We start from the raw sequence: 21,523 nt of genomic DNA, 5'->3' as shown, positions 1-21,523 counted from the left end.
GCTACTCACCGGGTGTCTGACTAAAGCAGGATGCGGGGCCGTGCGCCCCGCGTTTCACATGCGCGTTTCACGTGGTTAAGCGCACCTGTTGCAAGTCCAGCGCAGAGTCAGCGCTGCGGTTACTCGTCGCCGTGCGCGTCGTCCTCGGCATCCGCCCCGGCTGCCGCCGCTTCGCGCGGCATGCCCGGCGGCGCGTCGTTGAAGAACTCGGCCGGCAACGTCGCGAGAAATTCGGAAAAGCCCGCGTCGCCGCCCGGCGAATGCTGCGCCATGACTTCTTCGGCCGTCACCTCGTCGCCCGAGAGCAACGCCTGCGCAAGCCGCTTGTGATCGGCGATGACCTTCTCGCGCCGGCTGGGCGCGAGGAACAGCTTGGGCCGGTAGCGCGAGACCAGGCGGCGGATCGAACGGATCTGATCGGCCAGGTAGTCGTTGTGGCAAGCCTGGCAGATCACTTCGTGGAATTCCGCGTTGGTGCGCGCGAAACGGCGTGCGTCGCTCTGGTTCAGCGCTTCGACGCCTTCGTCGATCGCGCGCTGCAGTTCGACCCGCTGCTCGTCGTTCATGCGCCGCGCGGCCAGTCGCGCCGACACGGATTCGAGTTCGTGCAGCAGTTCGAGCATGTCGCGCAATTGCGGGATGGTCATCTTCGTGACAAACACGCCTTGGCGCGGCACGATCTGCACGTACTGCTGCGCGGCAAGCTGCTGCAACGCCTCGCGAATCGGCGTGCGGGACACGTTGAAGCGCGCGGCCAGCGCGCGCTCGTCGAGCGCCGCACCGGGGACCAGCTCGCCTCGCTCGATTTCCGATTCGAGGAGCGCCTTGATTTCGACCGAACGGCTCAGTTTGGGAGGCTGACTCATTGAATGACAAACAGTGGGTTCTGGAAGGCCGACGATGGCGGGGAAAGGCCAGCGAAGGCGCTTGAAATTCATATGCTACCGTGCAGGTATACCAAAAGCCCAACCTTGTGTCACATCCTTTGTCTCGAACAACGGGAAAACGCCCCTGCCCGGCTCTTGCGGCCGGGCGAAGGGGCGTCATGCCGGCGCGGCTGAACTAGAAAAGATGGCGGATGCCGATCTGCGCGGCCACCTGGTTGGACGTGGTGGAAGCGAGATTGCCGAACAGCGAGCCGCCCGCACCCGGCACCGAGTACGGCGTCGAGACGAGGAAGTTGTCGGCGAACTTCTGGCCTGCGAACGCGTGCTGCCAGACGCCGAACATGTACACGTCGGTGCGCTTCGAGAGGCGGTAGTCGATTCCGGCCGTGTAGAGATCGTACTTGCCGAGCTTATGTTGATCGACGTAAGTAAAGCCGCCGCCGACGGTGAGAAAAGGCGAGAACTTGTAGCTCGTGCCCACCTCGTAAGCGCCGACCGTGACCACGCCTCGCGGGCTCTGCGAAGCATTCGTGTACGTGTACACGCCGTTGACAGACCAGGCGTCGGTCACGTTCACCATGCCGCCGATGGCGACCGTATAGATCGATTTCGCGTTGAGCGCGACCTGCGCCATCGTCCCGACGCCGCGTGCCGCGTTGCCGCCATCCGTTTTCGTGAAGGTGGCGGCCATCGAATACGGCGCATTGAACGAGCCCGTCGGACTGAACTTGATGCCCGCGCTGATCACGCGCGGGTTTCCCGTCGGCGTGCCCGCGAAGCCGTTCGGGATGTTCGTGAAACCGTACATCACGCCAGCGCCGAAGCCGTGCCAGTTCGGCGTTTCGTAGCGCACCATGTTGCTGACCGGCTCGCCGGCGAGACGGTCGATGTCGTATGCGCCGTGAAACGCGTACGAAGGCGCGAACTGCGCGACGTTCGTGTAGTAGGAGACGTAGTCGTAGATGAAATCGTAGTCGTAGCCGGCCAGCAAGGTGCCGAACCTGTCGCTCGAAATACCGACATAGGCCCGGCGTCCGAACAGCGCGCCGCCATGGCTCGCCGTGCCCGTGTTCAGCGAAAAGCCGTTCTCCAGCGTAAAGAGCGCTTTCAGGCCGCCGCCGAGATCTTCGACGCCTTTCAAACCCCAGCGCGATGCCTGGTTGATGCCGTCATCGAGTCTCCACAGCGAATGGCCACCTGCGTTGCTCACATAGGTGATGCCATTGTCGATGATGCCGTACAGCGTCACGCTGCTCTGTGCGTGCGCCGATCCTGCCAATGCGGCTGCCAGCGCGCTCACCACTAACTTCTTCTTCACTTGACGATCTCCTCCATGGATTGCGGGCTACGCTGCCCGCTTTATTGCCGCGTTGGTGCCATCGGCTGCGGCCGGCTTCGAACTGCTGTTGCAAGACAGGTGACGCGAGGCAAGGAAGTAATGCACGGACGACCACACCAGCGCGATGCTGACGGCCAGCATCGCGTAGCGCACGCCGTAGGCCGATGCGTCGTGGCAGGCGGCCGCGAAAGGCCCATGAACGGCCGCAGCGGGACCATGCGCCCCGTGCGCGCCACCCGACGCGCAGACCATATTGAACTGGCCTTGCGTGAAAAGACGCGCGGCGAATCGGTCGCTCAGCAGGCCGACAGCTGTCGGCCCGAGTCCCTGGCCGACCAGATTCATGATCAGGAATACGCAGGCCGATGCAGTGGCGCGCATGCGCGGCTCGACGATGCTGTGCACGACGGCGAAGGTCGGACCGTTCCACATGCTCAGCATCACCGTGGCGATGAAGATCAGCGCCACTGCGACGGGCCACTGACCCAGCGTGAACGCGGTCGCGACAAGCGGGAAACCGATCGCGGTGCCGATCGCGGGTATCCAGGCATACCAGCGGCGGTTCTTCGCCCCCGCCCAGTCGGCGATCACGCCGCCTAGCGTGTTGCCGAGAATGCCGCCCACGCCGATCACGAGCCCGAAGATCAGGCCCGCTTGCGCATAGCCGAGGCCATAGACGCGCGTCAGGTAGACGGGGATGAACAGGTTGATCCCGTACTGCGCAAACGCGCCGATCACGGTGCCGAGCAGCATCTGCACGAACGCGCGGCTCCCGAACAGAACGGCGAGCACTTCGCGCAGCGATGGGACGTCGTCGGAGAGTTGCGCGCCGCCCTCCTCTGCGCCGCCCCGCCGCGGCTCGCGCAGCGTGATCCACGCGAGCAGGCCGAATACGAGCCCCGGCAGGCCGACCACGTAAAACACGGGACGCCAGCCCATGTGCTGCACCATCCAGCCGCCGCCGAGCGCGCCGACGAGCACGCCGAGCGGCGGTCCCAGCGCGTAGATCGACAGCGCGCTTGCGCGGCGGCGCGGGCCGAACTGATCCGAAATCAGCGAATGCGCGGTGGGCGTGCTGCCCGCCTCGCCGATACCTACGCCGAGCCGGTAGATCATCAGTTGCCAGTACGCGCCGGCCGTGCCGCACAGCGTCGTCATCACCGACCACGCGCCGATCGACAGCGCGATCAGCACGACGCGATTGAAGCGCTCCGCGAGCCGCGCGATCGGCAGCCCGAGCAGCGAATAGAAAATCGAGAATGCCAGCCCGTTCAGCAGGCCGAGCTGCAAATCGCTGAGATTCATCTCGACCTTCATCGCCTGTCCGACGACCGCGACGATGATCCGGTCGATGAAGCTCGACGCGTAGATCAGGACCAGTACCAGCAGGAACCAGCTGCGATACCAGCCAGGTGCAGACCTGGCTTCCACATTCTGGGCTGTCATTTCCTTCATTCGTGGTGTCTCCGGAATGAGCTTCGAGTAGCGAATCGTTCGCTATTTGTATGCCACAAAGCTGTTTGTGGAATTTTTAAAGGATTCTCTAGCATAATTTGGGGGTGTGCAAGAACAACTCGCGGCAAACGCATCATCGTTTTCACCTAAGCGAACTGGCACGCGAAATCAGGCGAGATTCGGTGAACGAAATAAAGCTGACGCGAAGAGGAGCGCGCGCGAAAGGTCGCGTAGATAGCTTTTGCGAGCGGAAGGTTGGAAGCTGGAACGGGTGGCGGCGGATAGGTCTCGCTTGCGGGTCTTCGCTCGGACACGTGCCTGGTTCCCGCTGCGTTGTGCGATCGCGAGCGCAGCCACGCGCACGCGGAACGGGGATCTGAAGTCGGAGCCGGAAAGCGGCGTTGCGGCGAGACAGTCGTGTGAGGCGCTTGTGAGGGCCGCTGCCGTCATCGCGTTTAAGGTGAACAGCGGGTGAACAGCGCGGTGAACAGTGCTTCACATCCGCGCGGACGGATGCCGATATTGCATGGCGTCGTTGTTCTCCCCGACTAGATGCGTCGGGGAGCAACGCGCCGTACCGCCTCAATGCTGAAGGAAGTCCAGCACCATGCGGTTGAACTTCTCCGCATGTTCCCACTGCACCCAGTGGCCGCAGCGATTGAAGACATGAAATTCGGCGTTCTGCAGACCCCAGACGAGACGCAGGCCCACGTCGAACGGCACGAAGCGGTCGTCGCGGCCCCAGATGATGAGCGTCGGCGCTGCGATTTCGCCGAGGCGCGGGCCGTAGTCCGTGAACTGCTTCGGATTGGCAGCAAGGCTCTTGACCCAGTTGTCGAGGTGATCGCGCCGGGCCAGGATGTTGTCCAGGCGGGTCTTCATCAAGTCCTCGGTTAGCGAACTCGGGTCGTACACAAAGACGTCGAGCATGCGCTTGAGATTCTCCAGCGTCGGTTCGCGATAGACCAGGTTCAGCAGCTTGATGCCTTCCGTCGGCATCGACACGAACTGGCTCGGGCCACCCGTGCCGCCGCCCATCAGAATCAGCTTGCCGACGCGCGTCGGGTTCGCGAGCGCGAACGCGACGGCGCTATGTCCGCCCATCGAGTTGCCGACGATATGCACGCGCTCGATCCCGAGCACGTCGAGCACGCGCTTCAGGACGCGCCCGTTCAGGTCCGAACGCGAGCCTGTATTGAGCATCGCGTCGCTCTTGCCGAAACCCGGGCAGTCCAGCAGGATCACGCGATACCCGGCCGCGACGAGCGGCTCGACGTTGCGGTTGAAGTTTGCCCAGCCGCTCGCGCCTGGACCCGAGCCATGCAGCATCACGACGGTTTCCTTGCCCTCGCCGGTGTCGTTGTAGTGCAGACGCAGTTCCGTGCCGTCTTCCATTACGCTCACGAACTTGCTGGTCGCGGCTTCGCTTTGTACTTGCGTCGTAGTCATATCGGATTCCTTCGATTCAGATTGATTCGGTACTCACGGCGCCAGACGCAATGAGCGTCTCGCGCGGAAACTTCGCGACCACCACGAGCGCGCCGAGCGCCGCGATCGCGATCAACGGAATGCTCGCGGTGACGAGCATCGACGGGCTTTGTCCGATCGCGAACAGTTGCCCTGCGATCAGCGGACCGACGATCGAACCCAGGCGTCCCACGGCGACGGCGGCACCCACGCCAGTGCCGCGCACCTGCGTCGGATACGCGTTGCCGGCAAGCGCATACAGCACCGACTGTCCGCCGACCAGGAAAAGCCCGGCGAGCAGCCCGCCGCAGGCCATCGACATGCTGCCCGTCGCCCCAGCGAGCGCCGCCAGCGCAGCCGCGATGCCGACGTACATGCCCATCACGGTCGGCTTCTTGCCGATGCGGTCCATCAGCCCCGCGATCACGATTGCGCCGATGCCGCCGCCGATGTTGAACATCATCTGCACGACGCCCGCCTGGACTCGCGTGAGGCCACGAGCGATCACCATCGACGGCAGCCAGTTGATCAGGAAGTACAGCACGATCAGCGTGCCGAGATAGCTGATCCACAGCGCGAGCGTCGTGCTCGCGCGGCCCTCTTTCCAAAGCGCCTGCGCGACGCCCGACGACGTTGCGCGATGCGCGTTCTGGCCGAGCGCGACGAAGTGCGCCGACTCCTTCATGAAGCACGCGAGCAGCGGCAAGGTCAGCAACGGCCCGACGCCGCCGACATAGAAGATGTGCCGCCAGCTATCGTCGCCGGGACTGACGATGCCGATCACGGCCGCGAGCGCCGCACCGAACGGCATGCCGCAGTACATCGCGCCAACGGCCGTGCTGCGATGATCGGGATGCGCGGCTTCGGCGCATAGCGCGATCAGGTTCGGCATCGCCGCGCCGAGCCCAAGGCCGGTGAGAAAGCGCGCGGCAAGCAGGCTGTTCAGGTCCCAGACCTGCGTCGTCGCGATCGAAAAGATGCCGAACAACGCGACGGACAGCATCAATACGCGCTTGCGCCCGATACGGTCCGCGAGCCTTCCGCCGATGGCCGCGCCCGGCAGCAGCCCGAGCGCGCCGATGCTGAACGCCCAGCCAAGCTGTGCGACGGCGAGATGGAATTCGCGCGCCATGCGCGGCGCGGCAATGCCCGTCGATTGCAGGTCGAGCCCTTCCAGCAGTGCGACCGCAAGGCAAAGGCCGATCGTGAGTGCGCCGCTCTTGCGCGTGGGCCGATTCGTTGACGCTTTCATCCATGTCTCCAATGTGAGTCGAGCGGCGCTCTTGATGACGCCTTGCTTCGTTTCGCGTGTAAACAGCGCTTAGGGTTGCGCGTGGTGTTGGGCTTCGGGTTCGCGCTTCTTCAAATCGAGCGCGACGTCAACGATCATGTCTTCCTGGCCGCCGACCATGCGACGCTTGCCCAGTTCGACGAGAATATCGACCGTCTTGAGCCCATACTTTTTCGCGGCGATTTCCGAGTGGCGCAGGAAGCTCGAATAGACGCCCGCATAACCGAGCGCGAGCGTTTCGCGATCCACGCGCACAGGACGGTCCTGCAACGGACGCACAATATCGTCGGCGGCATCCATCAGCGTGTAGAGATCGGTGCCGTGATTCCAGCCGAGACGCGCGGCCGCCGCGATAAATACTTCGAGCGGCGCATTGCCCGCACCCGCACCCATGCCCGCGAGACTCGCATCGATGCGCTCGCACCCTTCTTCGACTGCAACGATCGAATTCGCGACGCCCAGGCTCAGGTTGTGATGCGCGTGCATGCCCGTTTGCGTCTCCGGTTTCAGCACGCCCTTGATCGCACGGAAACGCTCACGCACGTCGCTCATGTTCAGCGCGCCGCCGGAGTCGACCACGTACACGCAGTTCGCGCCGTAGCTTTCCATCTTCTTCGCTTCGATGGCGAGGTTCTCCGGCGTGGTCATGTGGCTCATCATCAGAAAGCCGACGGTGTCCATGCCTAGCTCGCGCGCGTATTCGATGTGCTGCTTCGAAATGTCCGCTTCCGTGCAGTGCGTCGCGATGCGCACGACGCGCGCACCGGCGTCATACGCGGCCTTCAGGTCGTGGATCGTGCCGATGCCCGGCAGCAGCAGCGTCGCGATCTGCGCGTGCTTCACGACGTCGGCGACAGCCTCGATCCATTCGAGATCGCTGTGCGCGCCAAAGCCATAGTTGAAGCTCGATCCTTGCAGGCCGTCGCCGTGCGCGACCTCGATGCTGTCGACCTTCGCGTCATCCAGCGCGCGAGCGATCCGTCGCACGTCCTCGATCGAATACTGATGACGGATCGCGTGCATGCCATCGCGCAGCGTCACATCGGAGATATAGAGTTTTTTGCTCATGTGTGTGCTCCTCACGCCTCTGCATTCGCGAGCGCGGCGAAACTCATGGCCATGCGCTCGGCCGTCGCGAGCGCAGCGGAAGTCATGATGTCCAGATTGCCCGCATAGGCGGGGAGATAATGCGCGGCGCCTTCCACTTCGATGAAGATCGACGTCTTGAGGCCGCTGAAACGTCCAAGGCCCGGAAGGTTGAGCGGCGCATCGGCGGGAATGTCGTCGAACTGCACTTTCTGCTTCAGGCGATAGCCGGGCACGTACGCATTCACGGCCGCTGCCATCTGCTCGACGGATGCTTCGATCTGCGCACGGTCCGCCGCCTCCGACAACGCGTAGACGGTGTCGCGCATCATCAGCGGCGGCTCGGCGGGGTTCAGCACGATGATCGCCTTGCCCTTGCCCGCGCCGCCGACAGCTTCAATCGCCTTCGATGTGGTCTCGGTGAACTCGTCGATATTCGCGCGCGTGCCCGGTCCCGCCGATTTGCTGCTGATCGACGCGACGATTTCCGCGTAATGCACCTTCGCGACACGCGACACGGCAGCGACCATTGGAATCGTCGCCTGGCCGCCGCACGTGACCATGTTCACGTTCGGCGCATCGAGATGCGCGTCGAGATTGACAACTGGCACGCAGTACGGACCGATCGCGGCGGGCGTCAGATCGATCATGCGGATGCCGGGCTTGAGCTTGCGCAGGAACGCATCGTTGTTCACGTGCGCGCCCGCCGAGGTCGCGTCGAACACGAAGTCGATCTCATCGAAAACGGGCAGCCGCGTCAGCCCTTCGACGCCCTCGTGCGTGGTCGCAACGCCCAGGCGCGCGGCGCGCGCGAGGCCATCGGATGCGGGATCGATGCCGACCATGGCCGCCATCTCGAGATGCTGTGCGTGGCGCATGATCTTGATCATCAGATCCGTGCCGATGTTGCCCGAGCCGATGATCGCGGCCTTGCGTCTGGATGTGTCCATTGCCATCTGTGTCTCCGTATGAATCAGGCGAACGCGGCGCGCACGCTGCCGAGTCCTTCGATCTGCACCGTGTACGTGCCCGGCTGCCTGACGGCCACCATCGGGCCGAGCGCGCCCGTGAGCACGATGTCGCCCGCGCGCAGCGGCGTGCCGAGCTGCACCATGCGGTCCGCGAGCCACGCCGCCGCGTTGAGCGGATTGCCGAGGCACGCCGAGCCGTTGCCGCGCGACAGCACTTCGCCATCTTGCGCAAGCGTCATCGCGCAGGCCGTCAGGTCGACGTCGCGCAACGGCACGGGCCGGCTGCCGAGCACGAAGAGCGCGCTCGATGCGTTGTCCGCGACGGTATCGACGAAGCGGATGTCCCAGTTCTGCACGCGGCTGTCGACCACTTCGATCGCGGCGAGTGCATAGGCCGTCGCGCCGATCAGGTCCGCGAACGTGTGCTCGTCCGCCGTCAGATCGCGTTCGAGCACGAGCGCGATCTCCGCTTCCACCTTAGGTTGAATGAGCGTCGAGAGCGGCATCGGCTGGTTATCGCCGTAAGCCATCGACGCGAACAGCGTGCCGAAATCGGGCTGATCGACGCCCAGTTGCTGCTGCACGGCCAGTGACGTCAGCCCGATCTTTCTGCCGACGATCCGCTCGCCGTTCGCGCAGCGCAGATCGACATTGGCTTGCTGGACCGCGTAAGCGAAGGCGTCGTCGTCGGCTGCGATTTCCGTGCGCACGGGCGCAACGGGCTGGCGCGACGCTTCCGCTTCTCGCAGGCGCGCAGCAATCGACTGAGCGGCTTGTTGGTTCATCATGGGAAGTCTCCTGTTATCGGTTATCTGTTGTCATGCAATCGCGCGCGTCGTGGCGATCGACACATGCCGCGCCGCGTGCTGATCGTCGAGCGAGCGCGCGTGCATCGCGCCGAAGCCCGCGATCCACTCGGGAATCGCCCGGTAATAATCGAGCGATGCTTCATACCGTCCGCACGCCGCGAGCGCGCCGAATGCCGCGACCCACGTGCGGATCTCATGCGCGGACTTGCCGCCTTCGCGCGTGATCGCATCGTTGGTGAAGCCGTCAGCCGCCGCGACTTCGCCGCTCTTGAGCAGATCGAGGAACGCGCGGTCCCACGCGGGATTGAGTGCGTGCAGATGGCTGTCGCCGGCAGCGAATGACGTGGCGGCGGCGACTGTTCGAGCCTGGCGCGCATCGCGCGATTCACGTGACGGATTGCGTCCCGCGATCAGGCATTCGGCGACCACGGCATCCGCGCCCGCGATCTCCGGCACGGGCGGCTCGTGCGAAATGCCGCCCGAGCCGATCAGCAGCACGCGCCTGTCCATTTGCGCGACGAAGCGGCCTATCGCCTCGCCGAAAAGCCGCGCGCGCCGGCATGACGCCATCGGCGGCGCGACCGAGTTGATGAACACGGGTACGACGGGATAGCGATCGATGCCGCCCGTCAGCACGTCGAGCGCCTGCGCGCAGCCGTGATCGACCTGCATCCGGTACGACACGGCGACGTCGATATCGCTCGTCAACGCGGCGTCCGCGAGTGCTAGCGCTGCTTCGTGCGCAACGGGCAGCCGTCCGGCGGGACTGTTGAAATCGCCGATCGCGGTCGCGTTCACGCCGATGCAGAACTGCGGCATCACGTCGTAGAAGAAGCCGTTGTAGTGGTCGGGCGCGAACACGATCACCAGTTCGGGATCGAACGCGGCGACCCGATCCTGCGCTGCGCGCTGCACATGCTCCACTTCGGCGACGACTTCCGGCGCGGGATCGAAGTAGCCGTGCAGCGGCGTGTGCGACATGCATTCGAGCTGGATCTTCGTCATGTCACGCTCCCGCTGCGATGGATTCGCGCGCCGGCAGCGTGTCTTCCGGCATCGCGCGCTCATCGCTTTCGCACTTCGCGACAACGCCCGGCCACGAAAGCTTGTCGGCGAGCCGCACGACATGCTCCGATATGCGCTGCGGCGAGCACATCCCCGCGACGAAGCGATCGGGCCGCAACAGCACCACCGACTCCGGCACGCGTGCAAACCAGTCCTTCATGCGCCCGTCGATATCGCCGATTGCAATCACGCCTTCGGGCACATCGTCATGAAACTTCAGTTGCGGATCGGGCTTCGCGATCACGAAGCAGCCACCAATCGATGTCCAGATGCGGCGCGCTTCGGGCGTCAGTCCGAACGTTGGGTCCGCGCCCCAGCCGACCATCGCGAATCGGTTGCCGACCGCATCGTCGAGACGCACGATGCTGCCGTCTTCGAGCCGCACGAGCGGCTGGATGAACATGCGGCCGATGGGCGTCGCCGCGGAAGGATCGCGCCCATGCACGACGCGTCCAATGAACGACTCGCGCTTCTCGCTCATCAAACCAAGCAGACGCCCTGGCGCGGAATGCCCGGCTTTGGCGAGCGCACGTGCGAGCCATCCATCGCGCCGCTCCCGTTTGCTCGTGAGCACGCCCCCTTCTTCATAGCGCGGCATCGGCTTGAAACGCATTTCGACGAAATAGCGCTTAACGGAAGGCAAGACGTTGAAGGTTCGCACGAACGCGTCGCGCATCTTCATGCCGACGCGGCTGGTCGGCGCAAAAATATCGCCCGCCACTTCGGACAGATGGATCATCGAGCGCGCGTGCGCGCGGCGCTCCGTCGTGTACGTGTCGAGCAGCGCATCGCGAGCCTGTCCCTTGACGACCATCGCGAGCTTCCACCCGAGATTGCTCGCATCGCGGATACCGCTGTTGTAGCCCTGCCCTTGCCACACGGGCATGATGTGCGCAGCATCGCCCGCGAGCAGAACGCGCTTCATGCGAAACGTGCTCGCCAGCCGCGCGTTGTGCGTATAGACGCGTTTGCGGATGTAGTCGACCTTGTCCGGTTCCGCGACGACGTCGCGCATCAGCGCCGCCATGTTCTCGGGCCTCGACAGTTCCTCTTCCGTTTCGCCCGGCATGACCATGAACTCGAAACGGCGGATGCCGTGCGGCAGCGCGGCCGACACGTATGGACGCTTCGCGTCGCAATGCAGATAGATGTGCGGCGAGCCGATCGGGTCGTTGCGCACGTCGATCACAATCCACTGGTTCGGCTTCGTGCGTCCTACGAACGGCACGTTCAGCGTGCGCCGCACGAAGCTGTTGCCGCCGTCTGCGCCGACCATCCACGCGGCACGGATCGTTTTTCTCTCACCGTTTGAATCGGTGGCTTCGATCGTCACGCCTTCGTCGTCCTGCGCGAAGCTGTCGATGGCATGGCCGAGCAGCGTCTGCACGTGCTCGAAGCGCTTCAGGCCGCCGTACAGGATCTGATCCGCGAGCGGTTGAATGAAGGCGTTGCGGCGCGGCCAGCCGAATTCGTCGGTGCGCGGCTCGATCGACGCGAAGCATTTGCCTTTCAGCGTGAAGCGCATCCAGTGATTGGGTGTCGTGTGCGGCAGCAGTTCGTCGGCGAGACCGACCGACTGGAACACGCGCAGCGCTTCATCATCGAGGCCGATCGCGCGCGGATAGTCGATGATCTGATCGAGCTTTTCGATGATTGCGACGCGCACGCCCTGCAAGCCAAGCAGGTTGCCGATCATCAGGCCGACGGGGCCCGCGCCGATGATCGCGACGTCGGTTTCGATGAGGTGAGCGCGACCGTTGCCGGCCGCCGTATCGAAGGCGGAACTCATGACTGTCTCCATCCACGCGATGGTGTTGAATGTTCTTGCGCACCGTCACGCATGTGTGCGTAACGAATGCGGGACTGCGCGGAACAGCATCGGCGGGTGCGCCGCGTTGTCCGTTCAGGTTTTGATGGCAGTCTATGGGCCGCCCCGCTACGCCCTCAACAAAATCTCGAAAATGTGCATAGAATGCACATTGCTGAATTCAAAGGTGTTTTTAACGTGACGACGTACGCGAACGTGAGGGGACTGGCGCGCGGGCTACAGGTGCTGAAGGCGCTGAACGCGATGGAAAACGGCCGCGCGACGAGCCAGCAGATCGCGGACATCACGGGCCTGCATCGCACGACAGTGCGTCGCCTGCTCGAAACGCTGATGGAAGAAGGCTTCGTGCGCCGAAGCAATTCCGACGACAGCTTTCGGCTGACGCTCGCCGTGCGTGCGTTGAGCGAAGGCTTCACGGATACCGAACGGATCGCGACTGTCGCGCCGCCGATCATGGGTCAACTGCTCCAACGCGTCGCATGGCCTTCGGACCTCACGACACCCGATGGCGACGCGATGATCATCCGCGAGACGACGCATCGCTTCAGCCAGCTCTCGTTTCATCGCGCGATGGTCGGACGGCGCCTTCCCATTCTTCTGACGGCGGCGGGACGCGCGTACTTTGCGATGTGCCCCGATGAGGAGCGCGAGGATATTCTCGACCTGTTGCGCTCGGGCGCGGGCGGAGAGGAACAGCAGGCGCTTGCAAAGAACGATGCGCTCGTGCGCAGTCTCGTCCAGCGCGTGCGCGATGACGGCTTCGGTTCGAATCATGGGGACTGGGCCGCACAGGCGAAGATCAGCGCCGTCGCGGTGGCGATCGTGTCGCACGAGCGCGTGCTCGCGAGCCTGAATGTCGTGTTTCTGTCGCGCGCGTTGAGCCTTGCGGACGCGACGCGGCGTTATGTGCCGGAACTGCAGAAGGCGGCTGCCGAGATGGTGACGGCGCTCGATGCCGTCGAGCAAAAGTCGCGCGCCGGCGATGGTTCGTAAAGACCGAAATGGCCGGGACGGTGAGCTAGTGAAACGATCGTAGCCGGCTGCAGCATAACTCGCTGGCTGGGTCGTAAGAGTGGTACCGCCCCGAAGCTATGCCGATGCTATGGTTGCCGCAGAATTGGCCGATACGCGGCATTGTAATATTTGAAATGCGCCGTTACCAACTGCATAAGTTATTTCATTGGCGCCTGCTTAGGATGATCTCCATGAACCCGTCAAACGGAAAACGGAGAGTCTTATGAAACGCGCAGCACTTGTCTTGTTGGTAATCGGTAGTTTGTCGGTGGCCCAGCAGGCATCGGCGCACGGGCGCGGCGGCTGGGGCCATGGTCACGGCGGCGGCGATGGAGGCGCGATTGTGGGGGCGCTCATCGGGGGCGCGGTGCTCGGCGCGCTCGTGACGTCGATCGCGAATGCTCAGCCGACGTACGGACAGCCCGTCTATCAGCAACCCGCTTATGCACAACCGGTTTATACACAACCGCCGCCAGCCGCTTGCTACGACAGCTATCAACGCGCCTATGTGCCTTGTCAGGGCGGCTACGGGTATTGATCGCGGATGAAACCCGCAGGTGGTCATCGCCATTGGAATGTTTCCTTTAGCGCTCCACGTCGGCATGCTCGCCGGGCGCATCCTGTCGCTTGTTGGTCGGCGCAAAGCGCTCGCGGCGCGCAATCCACACGCGGCGAAATTGCTCGAGTTGTCGCTCCTCGGCGAACACCGACAGTGACGGTTTGACGAGGTCGTGTCGCGATACGATGCCGATCAGACGGTACGTGTTCTCGCTTTCGACCACCGGAACGCGGTCGAGTCCCGTGATGGCCAGGCGCGCGGCCACGTTCCTGCACGTCTCGCCAGGCAGCGCGATCTCGGGCCGTGCGTGCGCGAAGAATGAGCCGAGCGGACTATCGGCTTTTGCCAGCGGAATACGATCGAGCAGCGCACGGTCCGCCATGCCCACGAGAACACCCGAAGCGAGAACGGGATAGGCGCGATACTTCTGGCCCGCGCCGAAATAGTCGCGAAGTACATCTGCGACGCTAGCGTCAGCATCGATTGTCTGCACAGCGCGGGTCATGACCTCGTCGACGTAATGTCTTTCGAGCGGGTCGATGCTGTACTCGCGATAGATGTGATAACCACGGCGGGCAATCTTCTCCGTGAGAATCGAGCGCCGCATGAGCAGCACCGTAAATCCGTAAGCGACAGCCGCCGCCGCCAGCAACGGAAGCAATGCGTTGGCGTCGCCCGTCAGTTCGAACGCGAACACGGCCGCCATCACGGGCGCGCGCATCATGCCGCCAAGCGCGGCCGCCATGAAGATGAGCGGCCACACGGCGGGTTCGCCACCGGGCATATAAGGCGCGGCAAGCGCGCCTACGCCGGCGCCCATCATCAGCAACGGCGCCAGCACGCCACCCGACGTGCCCGATGCCAGCGCAATGACCCAGATGACTGCCTTGACAAGGACGATTGAGATTACGGCCTGCACAGCAAGGTGGTTTTGCAGCAGATCGCCGATGACGTCGTATCCGACGCCGAGCGTGCGCGGCTGACAATATCCGCCGATGCCGACGACGATGGCACCCAGCGCCGGCCACCACATCCAGTGAACAGGCAGCCTGCCGAACAGATCTTCCACTTTGTAGAGCCACGTGGATAAGCCCCAGGACAGAGCGCCGGCAATCAATCCCGCGATGGCCGACGATACGATGCCGACCGGCCCGAGCGGCATCGTTTGCAGAGGGAACAGTGGGCCGCTTCCCAACAGCAGCGGCCGCGTGAATCCGGCTACCGCACACGCGATGGCGACGGGCAAGAGGCTGCGAGGGCGCAGCTCAAATAGCAGCAACTCGATCGCGAGCAGTACGGCTGCAACGGGCGTGCCGAACACGGCGGTCATCCCCGCCACCGCGCCCGCCACCAGCAGCGCCTTGCGCTCCGCGCTCGACAAATGGAAGTACTGCGCGACGAGCGAGCCGATCGCGCCGCCCGTCATGATGATCGGGCCTTCGGCGCCGAAAGGTCCGCCGCTGCCGATGGCGATCGCCGAGGCGAGCGGCTTGAGGACAGCCACTTTCGGCGACATCTTGCTCTTGCCGAACAGGATCGCCTCGATCGCTTCGGGTATGCCGTGACCGCGAATTTGCTCCGACCCGAAGCGGGCGATCAATCCCACCAGCAGCCCGCCGATCACGGGTGCCGCGACAACGAACAGCCCGAGCGTGTTCTGCGAAGGAGAATGGTTCGCCGTCGATACCGTCTGGAAGAAAAACAGGTTCGTGAAGAAGCGGATGAGATGCAACAGGAAGTCGGCGGCTATGGTGCTCAGTACGCCACCCGCGGCAGCGATCGCGCTGATCCGCAGAAGTCGGACATCGGTTGCGAAATCGCCCTTGTGCTCTCTCTGCTCGCCCATGATTCCCCCTGCCAGATCGCCGAAAAATGTAGCGTTCAAGCGTCATATATATCATATCGTGATGTACTACGCTGAACCAATGAGCGGCAGTTACTAAAACGGGCTGTAGTGCAACTCCGACCGAATGGGGGCAAAACGCTCAGGCATTTGGCGAAAGCGAACGCGCCATCATCACATTCAGAGACATCGATCGGCTGATCATGACGTTCACTTCGCCTGCGATGTCATCGCCTTATTTGTTCGTTGATGCCAGCGTTACAAGCTCGCTCTTCGAGACATCTTGGATAGGATGCCGAACGCGGTTTATCGCTCGCGGACGACGCTCGTTTTTTCGACGGTTAGGTACGGCGTATGCTAAGTGCTTCTTCATGGTCTGACAGGGGACGAGTCGATGTGACCGGAAAAGGCGACACGCCTTCTCATGTCTGTTTCACCACATATAGGAATCCATATCATGTCATTCTCCCGCCGGCGTTTCATGATACTTGCCGCATCCGTCGCATCGACGACGGTTCTCTCCACTGAGTCGCGAGCTGACGCCCCTGTGCTTGCCGAGAACGATCCGACTGCACAGGCACTTGGCTACAAGACGGACGCCGCGAAAGTAGACAAGACCAAGTTCCCTCACTATCAGACCGGACAAACTTGCGCCAATTGCCAGCTCTATCAGGGCAAGCCCGGCTCGGCCATGGGCCCTTGTCCGACGTATGGCGGCAAGCTGGTCGATGCAAAGGGATGGTGTAACGCTTACGTGAAAAAGGCCTGAGTCTGGCGGCGGCGATGCATGGCCGGGTGCTTTCCGCTCGCATGTACGTCACCGCCACCAGCATCCATGCCGATGCCGTCCAACTTCTCTTTCCATCCACGTGGCAGATGGCCCGGATCACCGATCTGATCGCCTTCGCTGCATGCGTTCTGGCCACGATAGGACTGCAGCGCTGCGCGCTCAGACCGGTCAACTGCAACGGACCGTAGCGAGACCATCACGATCTGTCGAGCGGCGCTGAACTTCGAGAAAGCTCATAGCGCCACCGTTTCAATGCGCTATCCGATGGTCGATCAGTTCCTTGACGACGCGCGGATCTGCCAGTGTCGAGACGTCACCCAGATTGTCGTAGTCGCCGTCTGCGATCTTGCGCAGGATGCGACGCATGATCTTGCCTGAACGTGTCTTCGGCAGCACGGGTGCCCACTGGATGAAGTCCGGGCTGGCGAGCGGGCCAATTTCCTTGCGCACCAGCGCCACCAGCGTCTTGCGCAATGCCTCCTCCGGCTTGACTCCGACCTTGAGCGTCACATAAGCGTAGATGCCCTGCCCCTTGAGCGCATGCGGATAACCCACTACCGCTGCCTCGGCGACATCGGGATGCGTCACCAGTGCGCTTTCTACTTCGGCAGTACCAAGCCGATGCCCCGAAACGTTGACGACGTCGTCGATCCGCCCAGTGATCCAGTAGTCGCCGTCCGCGTCGCGATAACAACCGTCCCCGGTGTAGTACATGCCTTCGAACTGGCTGAAGTACTGCTGTCGCATGCGATCGGGGTCGCCGTACACGTAACGCATCTGTCCGGGCCACGAGTCGAGCATGCACAGGCTGCCGGTGCCCGCCCCCTCGATCACCTCGCCCTTCTCGCCGACCAGCGCCGGCTGCACGCCGAAGAATGGCCGCGTGGCCGCTCCCGGCTTGAGCATCATCGCGCCGGGCAGCGGCGTGATCAGAATGCCGCCGGTTTCCGTTTGCCACCATGTGTCGATCACGGGGCACCGCTTTTCGCCGACGACTTCGTAATACCAGAGCCATGCTGCCGGATTGATCGGCTCGCCTACCGTGCCGAGCAGCCGCAGCGACTTGCGCGATGTCTTTCTGACCGGCCCGTCTCCGTCGCGCATCAGCGCACGGATTGCGGTTGGCGCGGTGTAGATGATTTGTACCCGATGCTTGTCACACACCTGCCAGAATCGCGAACTGTCCGGATAGTTCGGCAGGCCTTCGAACATCAGCGTGGTCGCACCGTTCGCGAGGGGACCATAGACGATATAGCTGTGTCCCGTCACCCAGCCGACATCGGCCGTGCACCAGTAGACGTCGCCATCGTGATAGTCGAACACGTACTGATGCGTGAGCGCGACATACGTGAGATAGCCGCCCGTGGTATGCACGACGCCTTTCGGTTTGCCCGTCGAGCCCGACGTGTAGAGGATGTACAACGGGTCCTCGGCATTCATTTCCTCCGGCGGACACTCGGCCGGCGACTGATTCATCAGATCCCCGTACCAGTGATCACGGCCTTCGCGCCATCCCGTCTTGCCTCCCGTTCGCCTCACCACGATGCACGTCTTGACCTCGGGGCATTTGTCCATCGCCGCATCGGCGCTTTCTTTCAGAGGTATCGTGCGACCGCCTCGCACGCCTTCATCGGCGGTGATCAGAATGTTCGAAGCGCAGTCCTGAAGGCGGTTTGCAAGCGCGTCGGGCGAGAAGCCGCCGAACACCACGGAGTGAATGGCCCCGATGCGCGCGCACGCAAGCATCGCCACGGCCGCTTCAGGGATCATCGGCATATAGATCGTCACACGGTCGCCCCGCGCGACCCCGAGCGATTTCAAAACGTTCGAGAACTTGCAGACTTCCGTATGCAGTTCGCGATAGGTCAGCGTTCGGCTGATGGCGGGATCGTCGCCTTCCCAGATGATCGCAGTCTGATCGCCGCGCGTCTGCAAATGTCGATCGAGGCAATTGCTGCACGCGTTCAGCGTGCCGTCGTAGAACCAGCGGATGTGCAGGTCGTCGCTGGCGAAGGAAACGTCCTTCACGCGCGTGTATGGCCTGATCCAGTCGAGACGTTTGCCGTGCTCTCCCCAAAAGCCCTCCGGATCGTCAGTCGAGCGGCGGTACATCGCTTCATAGCGATCCTTGTCGGCCCACGCATTCTTTGCCCAGTCCGCGGGCACAGGAAAGAGTTGATGCTCAGACATGGCTTCCTCCTCGAGGACGTTGCGCTGCCATGCCGGCGGAGGCGCCCTTGGGCACACCGCCCCGCCGGCGCCGATCCGCTATGCTGCGTGCGGATGAGGTTCTACGTACGGGTGTGTAGGCAGCACGGTACGCCCGAAGCTCTCGTTGATCACCATCGCCGCGGATGCATAGAACGCAAACAAGGCCGTAATCAGGCCGGTATAACCGCCGAGATGGGTCGCGAGAAGAGATCCCGTCCACGCGCCAATCGCGAGCAGCAGATAGGTAATCCAGAGTGCGAGGAACACGAGTTGCACGGACGTGCTGGTGTGCATGGAGCCAATCCACATGTAGAACGTGAACACACCCCAGACCAGCAGGTACCAGCCGACGAACATTTCAGGCACTTTCGTGCCGAGAAACGCGACGAACAGCGCAAACGACCACCAGAACGCGCCATAGCTGAGGAACGCGACCGTCCCGAGCGTATTGCCGCGCGGAAATTCGAGTACGCCCGCGATCATCTGCGCGGTGCCGCCAAAAGCGAACGCCAGTGCCAGTACCAGACCCAGTGAATCGGCATTGAACCAGCCTGCGTTGATCATGCTGAGCATCCACGTCGTGAATGCAAATCCGGCGAGTCCGAGGGGCGCCGGGTTGGAAAGATTGCCACCCATGATTTGCCTCCATGGTCGTTGTTTCCGATTACATTACCAAGGCCAAGACCTTCGCGGCGGGGGCGGCAAGCGCTTCTGCTGCCGCCGTACCCGGCCGCGTGCCGTAATCACGACACGGCGGCTGCCTCGATGTCCTTCTGCGCGTGCACCACGAGTACCGCGCGCGACAGGCGGTCAAGCAACCGTTTGTCGTCGCGCCCGTCCCACCAACGCGCGAACATGCCTCTGCGATGATGCCCGAGCACGACCAGATCGGGCTTCAGTTCGTTGCAGCAACGGGCGATTTCATCGATCGGATTTCCCACGACGAAGTGTCCAGTCACCTCAAGGCCGAACTCGCGCAGACGGGTCACGCTTTCATCCAGTATGTCCTTCGCCGCCTGCTCTGCCGATCCGAGCGGCACTGCCGTGATAGCGTCTGCGCCGTGCCGCTGATCCAACCGGTCCAGCACAGCAAGCAGATGCGTTTGCGCACGGGATTGCCGCGCCAGTTCCGCTCCTTCGCACAGCGCCTGGCGCCCCTCACGAGTCGCGTCGTAGCACAGCAGCACTCTCTTGAACGAGGCCATTGCCGCTCCTCTTTGTCACGCGCCGGTCAACTGCGTCTTCCTGCTACGCGATGCGCTGGACCTTAATGTAGCTCGAATGCAGGGACGTATCGAACGCAAAATCGCCCGCCTATGTCCATTATAGGCAATATGTCACGGCATGATATATCTATGGTATCAAAGGTATGCTTAATAATCAGTCATGCAAATCGATGCGGTGTCTATTTCTTGCGATCCATGACGGCACAGGCGCTGCATTCTCCCGTGCGACCCGACAAGAAACCGTTTCGCCCGTAACGAAAAACATGTTGGTACGTGGCAATCGGCGTTGATCGCTGCACGGGGCTAGACTATCGGCGTTGGAATCACGCGTGAGGTGTCCATGATGGCGATCGTGGCCAAGAATCCCGACGACGGGCTCGGCGGGAAGGCAAGATATGTCACCGTCAACGGCGCCCGGTTTGTGATCGTGCGTGCGGACGTCTGGTTCGACCAGAGCGGATCGCAGAACGCCCCTGTCCCACATGACAATCAGTTGTCGGTTCTGCTTGGGAACCTGCTCAAGGGCAGTGGAAAATTTTACGGCGTGAAGAGCGTCAAGCTCGCGCTCAAACGGCATCCTCCCGTCTGTCGCTCAGCGGCACACAGGGCGACTTACTACCCCGCCGATCACGTGACGCTCACAGCCGCCTCCAGGAAGAAACCGCGCGCTGGCCGTCCCGCGCCTCGCAAAATCGGGCGTGGCAAAGTTGGCGTGGGCGGCATGCGGACGAGGTCGCACAGCTGACGTCGCGTATCGAGTCGCAACTTGCCGGTTCGCCGAACTAGCGCGACGCGTCCCGCTTTGATCTGCTCGCCCTCGCCCCGGCCCTCGCCCTTTCCTTCCACCAGTTCAGAAAGTTGGTCACGGCAGCCGCGATGAATGTGACGATTGTGGAGGTCGACGACGCGATGAGTGTCTTTTCCTCAGTATCTCGCGAAGGCATTGTCGATTGATGTTGCGAAGCAGATGAAAGTTGGACTGCGGGAGCACTTCCCGGCAAGGCTTGCGATGCGCTTTTCGACTGCACGACGGTGACTTGCGACGGCTGGTTCGCCAATGTGATGTAGCGCGAGAAAAGGGCAGCAGTTACGCAGGAAAAGCCCACAAATAAACCGAGGAATAACCGGCACAACAGCTCGAGCCGAGGAAAGTTTGCCACGCCTGCCTCCACCTTCGACGACGGTTGCAGCACACTCATATTGCGCCACAATCTCGCTGAATTGATATCCCCGGCGTAGAAAATGGAGTCCCCTCGTTGGCACGGTCTCCGTCATCGGGAGCCATTGACACGCGTGGCGAAGCGGCATGACAAGCTTGCACGCGCTGACCGCGCCGATGCAGGAATTATCGAAACAGACCACTTCGAGACGCTGCCCGGGCCTTGCAATTGCAGCCGCCCGACCCGGCTAGCACGAATCGACCGTCGGCGCCTTGCAGCGCGGATGGATTGCCATTTTCAGAATGGCTGACATGTCGGTGCCAGGGCAACACTCGAGACAGCGGATAGCGCGGTTTCCACCGGCAATGAAGAAAAATGAAGCCTCATTTTTTCGTTTAGGGCAATGCTGATCAAGCCGAGTAAACGCGACTGATTGCGATGGCGCATGCGTAAACTTTCCGAATCACCAATGAAAATGGTCATTCCGGTTCATTTGGTCGCGCCGCAGGCGCTTTGCGCGGG

General features: G+C 62.7%; 19 protein-coding genes. 4 read left to right on the top strand and 15 right to left on the bottom strand.

Annotated elements, in window-relative coordinates:
- Positions 1–119 precede the first annotated feature (119 nt).
- The 10 genes from AB4Y32_RS36355 to AB4Y32_RS36310 form a co-directional block, all read right to left on the bottom strand.
- Entirely contained in the window at positions 120–866 is a 747-nt protein-coding gene (locus AB4Y32_RS36355; RefSeq protein ID WP_368725910.1) for a GntR family transcriptional regulator, read from the bottom strand.
- A gap of 196 nt (positions 867–1,062) precedes the next feature.
- The gene (locus AB4Y32_RS36350; protein WP_368725909.1) at positions 1,063–2,205 is read right to left on the bottom strand and encodes a porin; all 1,143 of its coding nucleotides are present in this window, start codon (positions 2,203–2,205) and stop codon (positions 1,063–1,065) included.
- 27 nt (positions 2,206–2,232) lie between these two features.
- Positions 2,233–3,672, bottom strand: coding sequence for a spinster family MFS transporter (locus tag AB4Y32_RS36345; protein ID WP_368725908.1), 1,440 nt, complete (start codon positions 3,670–3,672; stop codon positions 2,233–2,235).
- A 591-nt stretch (positions 3,673–4,263) separates the two neighbouring features.
- Positions 4,264–5,130, bottom strand: coding sequence for an alpha/beta fold hydrolase (locus AB4Y32_RS36340; RefSeq protein ID WP_368725907.1), 867 nt, complete (start codon positions 5,128–5,130; stop codon positions 4,264–4,266).
- Between the two features lie 16 nt (positions 5,131–5,146).
- Positions 5,147–6,400 carry a 3-(3-hydroxy-phenyl)propionate transporter MhpT gene (gene mhpT, locus AB4Y32_RS36335; RefSeq protein WP_368725906.1) on the bottom strand — a complete coding sequence of 418 codons (1,254 nt, stop codon included), beginning with the start codon at positions 6,398–6,400 and terminating at the stop codon, positions 5,147–5,149.
- 69 nt (positions 6,401–6,469) lie between these two features.
- The gene (gene dmpG, locus AB4Y32_RS36330; RefSeq protein ID WP_368725905.1) at positions 6,470–7,507 is read right to left on the bottom strand and encodes a 4-hydroxy-2-oxovalerate aldolase; all 1,038 of its coding nucleotides are present in this window, start codon (positions 7,505–7,507) and stop codon (positions 6,470–6,472) included.
- A gap of 11 nt (positions 7,508–7,518) precedes the next feature.
- Positions 7,519–8,481, bottom strand: a complete 963-nt coding sequence (locus AB4Y32_RS36325) for an acetaldehyde dehydrogenase (acetylating) (protein ID WP_368725904.1) — start codon at positions 8,479–8,481, stop codon at positions 7,519–7,521.
- Between the two features lie 17 nt (positions 8,482–8,498).
- Positions 8,499–9,284, bottom strand: a complete 786-nt coding sequence (mhpD, locus tag AB4Y32_RS36320) for a 2-keto-4-pentenoate hydratase (RefSeq protein ID WP_368725903.1) — start codon at positions 9,282–9,284, stop codon at positions 8,499–8,501.
- A 30-nt stretch (positions 9,285–9,314) separates the two neighbouring features.
- Positions 9,315–10,310, bottom strand: a complete 996-nt coding sequence (locus AB4Y32_RS36315) for a 3-carboxyethylcatechol 2,3-dioxygenase (RefSeq protein ID WP_368725902.1) — start codon at positions 10,308–10,310, stop codon at positions 9,315–9,317.
- 1 nt (position 10,311) lies between these two features.
- Positions 10,312–12,159 (bottom strand): bifunctional 3-(3-hydroxy-phenyl)propionate/3-hydroxycinnamic acid hydroxylase, encoded by a 1,848-nt coding sequence (locus AB4Y32_RS36310; protein ID WP_368725901.1) that lies wholly within the window; start codon positions 12,157–12,159, stop codon positions 10,312–10,314.
- 216 nt (positions 12,160–12,375) lie between these two features.
- Here AB4Y32_RS36310 and AB4Y32_RS36305 point away from each other — a divergent pair, with 216 nt between their 5' ends.
- Both AB4Y32_RS36305 and AB4Y32_RS36300 read left to right on the top strand, forming a co-directional pair.
- Complete coding sequence (locus AB4Y32_RS36305) at positions 12,376–13,191, top strand: DNA-binding transcriptional regulator (RefSeq protein WP_368725900.1); 816 nt, start codon at positions 12,376–12,378, stop codon at positions 13,189–13,191.
- Positions 13,192–13,435: 244 nt separating this feature from the next.
- Entirely contained in the window at positions 13,436–13,750 is a 315-nt protein-coding gene (locus AB4Y32_RS36300) for a hypothetical protein (protein ID WP_368725899.1), read from the top strand.
- A gap of 46 nt (positions 13,751–13,796) precedes the next feature.
- On the opposite strand, the gene AB4Y32_RS36295 is transcribed toward AB4Y32_RS36300, so the two are convergent.
- Complete coding sequence (locus tag AB4Y32_RS36295; protein WP_368725898.1) at positions 13,797–15,617, bottom strand: chloride channel protein; 1,821 nt, start codon at positions 15,615–15,617, stop codon at positions 13,797–13,799.
- A 454-nt stretch (positions 15,618–16,071) separates the two neighbouring features.
- Here AB4Y32_RS36295 and AB4Y32_RS36290 point away from each other — a divergent pair, with 454 nt between their 5' ends.
- Positions 16,072–16,383, top strand: a complete 312-nt coding sequence (locus AB4Y32_RS36290) for a high-potential iron-sulfur protein (RefSeq protein WP_342938591.1) — start codon at positions 16,072–16,074, stop codon at positions 16,381–16,383.
- Positions 16,384–16,653: 270 nt separating this feature from the next.
- Here the strand turns inward: AB4Y32_RS36290 and acs are convergent, their stop codons facing one another.
- From acs to AB4Y32_RS36275, 3 genes are all read right to left on the bottom strand, one after another.
- Positions 16,654–18,594: an acetate--CoA ligase gene (gene acs / locus AB4Y32_RS36285; RefSeq protein WP_368725897.1), complete on the bottom strand. Its 1,941-nt coding sequence runs from the start codon at positions 18,592–18,594 to the stop codon at positions 16,654–16,656.
- A 78-nt stretch (positions 18,595–18,672) separates the two neighbouring features.
- Complete coding sequence (locus AB4Y32_RS36280) at positions 18,673–19,251, bottom strand: acetate uptake transporter (protein ID WP_368725896.1); 579 nt, start codon at positions 19,249–19,251, stop codon at positions 18,673–18,675.
- A gap of 107 nt (positions 19,252–19,358) precedes the next feature.
- Positions 19,359–19,820 (bottom strand): universal stress protein, encoded by a 462-nt coding sequence (locus AB4Y32_RS36275; protein WP_368725895.1) that lies wholly within the window; start codon positions 19,818–19,820, stop codon positions 19,359–19,361.
- Between the two features lie 361 nt (positions 19,821–20,181).
- Between AB4Y32_RS36275 and AB4Y32_RS36270 the strand changes: the two genes are divergently transcribed.
- Positions 20,182–20,586: a hypothetical protein gene (locus AB4Y32_RS36270; RefSeq protein ID WP_368725894.1), complete on the top strand. Its 405-nt coding sequence runs from the start codon at positions 20,182–20,184 to the stop codon at positions 20,584–20,586.
- Between the two features lie 712 nt (positions 20,587–21,298).
- On the opposite strand, the gene AB4Y32_RS36265 is transcribed toward AB4Y32_RS36270, so the two are convergent.
- Positions 21,299–21,484: a hypothetical protein gene (locus AB4Y32_RS36265; protein WP_368725893.1), complete on the bottom strand. Its 186-nt coding sequence runs from the start codon at positions 21,482–21,484 to the stop codon at positions 21,299–21,301.
- Positions 21,485–21,523 lie beyond the last annotated feature (39 nt).

Origin of the sequence: Paraburkholderia phymatum (assembly GCF_040965635.1) — a bacterium.
Classification (GTDB): domain Bacteria; phylum Pseudomonadota; class Gammaproteobacteria; order Burkholderiales; family Burkholderiaceae; genus Paraburkholderia; species Paraburkholderia phymatum_B.
This window is presented reverse-complemented; position numbering and strand designations above follow the sequence as displayed.